Source organism: Psychrobacter sp. CAL346-MNA-CIBAN-0220 (assembly GCF_040309805.1).
In the GTDB taxonomy this organism is placed as follows: domain Bacteria; phylum Pseudomonadota; class Gammaproteobacteria; order Pseudomonadales; family Moraxellaceae; genus Psychrobacter.
Window position 1 is genome coordinate 1 of sequence record NZ_JBEOPF010000528.1, and the last position, 253, is coordinate 253.

Annotated in this window: 1 protein-coding gene; it reads right to left on the minus strand. The window is 67.6% G+C overall.

Features of this window, described 5'->3' with window-relative positions; genetic code table 11:
- A partial coding sequence (locus tag AAEY88_RS14650) for an OmpA family protein (RefSeq protein WP_350563559.1) occupies window positions 1-253 on the minus strand: 253 nt, incomplete at both ends.

The window sequence follows — 253 nt, forward strand, 5'->3', positions numbered from 1 at the left end:
CTCCCCACCGGCGTCTTGTTGTCCCCCACCGGATCGCTCTTCCCTCGCCCCACGACCGCGATCCGCTTCGCATCCAGCCCGACGTCGGCCAGTTCGACGGCAACGACTTCAGCCCGCCGTCTCGACAACTCGAGATCGTAAGCCGCCGTCCCCTCGTCATCCGAGTACCCGTACACCCGCACCCCGTTGATCCCCGCCGACCGCAACGTCCGCCCGATCCTTTCGACGATCCGCCGCACGTCCGGCTTGAGGT